Below are 3874 nucleotides of genomic sequence, written 5' to 3'. Positions count from 1 at the left end.
CGCGGTGTACAAGGTACATTACAACGTTATAAAGAGTTAAAAGATATCATCGCAATTCTTGGTATGGATGAATTATCTGAAGACGATAAATTGGTGGTAGCACGTGCACGTAAAATCGAACGTTTCTTATCACAACCATTCTTCGTTGCTGAAGTATTCACAGGCTCACCAGGTAAATATGTACCATTAAAAGACACCATTCGTGGCTTTAAAGGTATCTTAGAAGGCGAGTTCGACCACATCCCAGAACAAGCGTTCTATATGGCAGGTTCAATCGACGAAGTAGTTGAAAGAGCGAGCAAAATGTAATTGTTCCCTAACCCGATTAGGAACATCCGAAGAGGAAAATAGGAGAACAATATGGCAACGAAATTTGAACTTAACGTCGTCAGTGCTGAGCAAAAAATCTTCACAGGGCAAGTCGTGAGCGTTCGAGTAACAGGTGTTGATGGGGAATTAGGTGTCTATGCAGGACACGTTCCACTTCTTACTTCCATCAAACCAGGTATGGTTAAATATACGTTAGAAGATGGCAAAGAAGAGTTCATCTATGTATCAGGTGGCTTCCTTGAAGTGCAACCCACGATTGTAACTGTCCTTGCAGATGTAGCAATCCGCGGTGAAGAGCTCGATCAACAACGTATCTTAGCTGCTAAACGCAAAGCCGAAGAAAAACTCAGCAATAGCAACAACGCAGATCTTTCTGCCAAACTCTCGCGTGAAATTGCGAAATTACGCGTGTATGACATCGTTAATTCACAGCTTTCTCGCAGAAGATAACTTATTCAAGTTAAACCAAACCCTAACCAAACGGTTGGGGTTTTCTTTTGTAGGGGGTGTGGACGAAGTTCATGCACGCAAGCGGTAGGATTTTTATAGAGATTTGCAAAAAATGTGTGGGTTATACTAATCCGCACACATTACCAATAAATCTTATCTATTTATTTTTTAAGAGTTCATTCATTTCTGCTAATAGCTTAATCTCTTTCTTTTGGCTTTCTATTATTTCTTCTTTATGAGAAATAATAAGCAATAAACGTTGAATTTCTGATTTTAAATCTGTATCGCCAAAAGCGATACAAGAATAATGGTTGTTATTTGCTGAATTAGTTAAGTTAATCTTTCCATCTTCTCCATAAGCTAATAATTCAACGATATCAATGCCAAAAACTTCTGAAATTTGCTCTAATCTATCCAAGTTTGAACGTGTATCGCCACGCTCAATTTTAGCATATCCATTAGTTGACATACTTAATTTTGTTGCCATTTCTTCTTGCGTCCATTGACGACTTTCTCTTAACTGACGGATCTTTTCATTTGTTTTCATTGTTCACTACTTTTTGGATTTATATATACAAAATCTGGGTGGGTAATCTTCACATTTTGTTGATTGTGGCATTTTTTAGCCTGAATTACAATTTGAATCAAGAAATAACCCATTTTAGGAGAAAACTATGGCATTTTTTGATTTTTCAAGCAGTTTTAAAAAATTCTGTGAAGAAGAAGGCTTTATGAATAAAGCATTTCATGGTACGGCAGCTTTAGTTAAAGGTGTGGGGAATGTTGGGATTGCAATGACTGCACAGGCTGCTAAACAAATTTTAGATAATCCAAACACCACATCGGAGCAAAAAGAAGCTGCTAGAAAAGTGATTGATAAACTAGAGAAATAATTATGAGCAATTATCGAATTACTATTCTCAAAGCGAAAGGTGATTATAGTTCAAAAATGTTGGTTAACATTCTCGCACATAGTGTGAGTGAGGCTCGTCAAAAAGCTAAATCAATGTACCCCATGGGTAGCGTGATTGCAGTGGTTAAAAGTTAATTTTTAATATGAGGTAAAAACAATGCAAGAGTTCAACATTTCTTATACTTATGCGAAAGCCGATGGCACAAGTAGAACACAAACAACTCAAAAAGTAAAAGCAGAGAGCATAAGTGCGGCTAAAAAAATTATTGAGCAGAAGCATGCTACTAAGGGGCAGATTGTCGTTCAATGGCGATAAGCTAATGTGTTGCCGAGGGTAACAAGTTACCCTCGGTTAGGCACAATTCAACCCCTTTGGGGTTGGAATTACATTTATCCAATAATAATCTTGTTGTATTAAGAAATATCTCATCTTGATATTTTATAGGGTAGGGCATACAATATCGGAAGGTCGGGGACAGGTTGCGACCCTATCCCCCTCCTAGCCGTTAGGCTAATTTACCGAAAACTGCAATCAGCAGATTTAGTATGGCGAATACTCTCAAACTGATTGCCCCAACTAGCATAGCTAGTATTATCAGAGTAATAATTTCTGATGCTTTCACATAAATCACCCCCTTAGTGCTACAAGACTAAGCGGCTAAGCAGTATGCTACGGTCAGGTAGCATTCTACCTAGGTCGCCGATAGCACGGGAATGATTTTATCATAGAACCGCCTTTAGGGGCGGTTTTTTGTTATTCCTCCAAAATAAACTGTGATCTAGATCTCAAAATAAGAATAATTAGCATTTAATTTTGTTAAATTAGTGTTACACTCTGGTAACTTGCTTATTAACAGAGTTCAAAGAGGTCAAAATGATTATTTCATCAGCCAGCGATTATCGTGAAGCGGCACGCCGCCGTGTTCCTCCTTTTATGTTCCACTATGCCGATGGCGGTTCTTATGCCGAGCAAACTCTTTCTCGTAATGTGAGCGATTTGGAAAACATCGCATTAAGACAACGTGTGTTGAAAGATATGTCGGAGTTGGATACTAGCATTGAATTATTCGGCGAGAAACTTTCAATGCCAACCATTCTTGCACCCGTTGGGGCGTGCGGTATGTATGCACGCCGTGGGGAAGTGCAAGCAGCACAAGCGGCAGATAACAAAGGCGTACCATTTACGCTTTCAACGGTATCAATCTGCCCGATTGAGGAAGTGGCACCAGCGATTAAACGCCCGATGTGGTTTCAGCTTTATGTATTAAAAGATCGCGGCTTTATGAAAAATGCCCTTGAGCGTGCGAAAGCAGCGGGCTGTTCAACCTTAGTATTCACCGTAGATATGCCAACCCCAGGGGCGCGTTATCGTGATATGCACTCAGGCATGAGCGGTCCTTACAAAGAAATTCGCCGTGTGTTGCAAGGCTTTACTCACCCATTCTGGGCGTATGATGTGGGTATCAAAGGCAAACCGCACACTTTGGGCAATGTTTCAACTTATATGGGCAGACAAATTGGCTTAGATGATTATATTGGCTGGCTCACCGAGAACTTCGACCCGTCAATTTCGTGGAAAGACTTAGAGTGGATTCGTGAGTTCTGGGAAGGTCCTATGGTAATTAAAGGTATTCTCGACCCTGAAGATGCGAAAGATGCGGTGCGCTTTGGGGCTGATGGTATTGTGGTGTCAAACCACGGCGGTCGTCAGTTAGATGGCGTGCTTTCAAGTGCGAGAGCGTTACCGCCGATTGCCGATGCGGTGAAAGGGGACATCAAAATTATTGCTGATTCAGGTATTCGTAATGGTTTAGATGTCGTGCGTATGTTAGCACTGGGGGCAGATGCAACGATGTTAGGTCGAGCATTTGTTTATGCGTTGGGGGCAGCAGGTCGCCAAGGTGTTGAAAATATGCTCGACATTTTCAAAAAAGAGATGAAAGTGGCAATGACCTTAACCAGCAATCGTACTATTGCTGATATTAAACCAGATGCGTTAGTGGATTTAAGCAAACTCTAATTTACAAAATTTGGAGAAAAATAAACCGCTTGTTGGTGTAATTTTGTGTTTTGCGTATGTATTTTCCACAAGCGGTAAATTTTTTAAAATTTTTTGCAAAAAGTGCTTGCACGGTTTTGATTTTTCTCTATAATGCACCACACACAACGACGCACTGTTGT

At 40.3% G+C, this 3874-nt stretch carries 7 protein-coding genes; 6 read left to right on the top strand and 1 reads right to left on the bottom strand.

Going from position 1 to position 3874, the window contains the following annotated elements:
• Nucleotides 1-309: ATP synthase beta subunit C-terminal domain-containing protein (locus tag KH943_RS09545; RefSeq protein ID WP_438359837.1), on the top strand; the 309-nt coding region annotated here is incomplete at its 5' end.
• Between the two features lie 51 nt (nt 310-360).
• Entirely contained in the window at nt 361-780 is a 420-nt protein-coding gene (locus KH943_RS09540; protein ID WP_304110359.1) for a F0F1 ATP synthase subunit epsilon, read from the top strand.
• Between the two features lie 157 nt (nt 781-937).
• Here the strand turns inward: KH943_RS09540 and KH943_RS09535 are convergent, their stop codons facing one another.
• Nucleotides 938-1327 (bottom strand): helix-turn-helix domain-containing protein, encoded by a 390-nt coding sequence (locus tag KH943_RS09535; protein ID WP_040218424.1) that lies wholly within the window; start codon nt 1325-1327, stop codon nt 938-940.
• A 127-nt stretch (nt 1328-1454) separates the two neighbouring features.
• On the opposite strand from KH943_RS09535, the gene KH943_RS09530 reads away from it, so the two are divergent.
• The 4 genes from KH943_RS09530 to lldD all read left to right on the top strand — a co-directional run bounded on the left by KH943_RS09530 (nt 1455) and on the right by lldD (nt 3713).
• The gene (locus KH943_RS09530) at nt 1455-1673 is read left to right on the top strand and encodes a hypothetical protein (RefSeq protein ID WP_304110358.1); all 219 of its coding nucleotides are present in this window, start codon (nt 1455-1457) and stop codon (nt 1671-1673) included.
• A gap of 2 nt (nt 1674-1675) precedes the next feature.
• A complete protein-coding gene (locus KH943_RS09525) occupies nt 1676-1828 on the top strand; it encodes a hypothetical protein (RefSeq protein WP_156124463.1) in 153 nt (50 codons plus the stop codon).
• Between the two features lie 22 nt (nt 1829-1850).
• A complete protein-coding gene (locus KH943_RS09520; RefSeq protein ID WP_005706609.1) occupies nt 1851-2009 on the top strand; it encodes a hypothetical protein in 159 nt (52 codons plus the stop codon).
• Between the two features lie 558 nt (nt 2010-2567).
• Entirely contained in the window at nt 2568-3713 is a 1146-nt protein-coding gene (lldD, locus tag KH943_RS09515; protein WP_304110357.1) for an FMN-dependent L-lactate dehydrogenase LldD, read from the top strand.
• Nucleotides 3714-3874: the final 161 nt, after the last annotated feature.

Origin of the sequence: Haemophilus parahaemolyticus (assembly GCF_018373095.1) — a bacterium.
GTDB lineage: Bacteria > Pseudomonadota > Gammaproteobacteria > Enterobacterales > Pasteurellaceae > Haemophilus_A > Haemophilus_A parahaemolyticus_A.
Note: the sequence above shows the minus strand (reverse complement) of the source record. Positions and strands in the feature narration are given on the sequence as shown.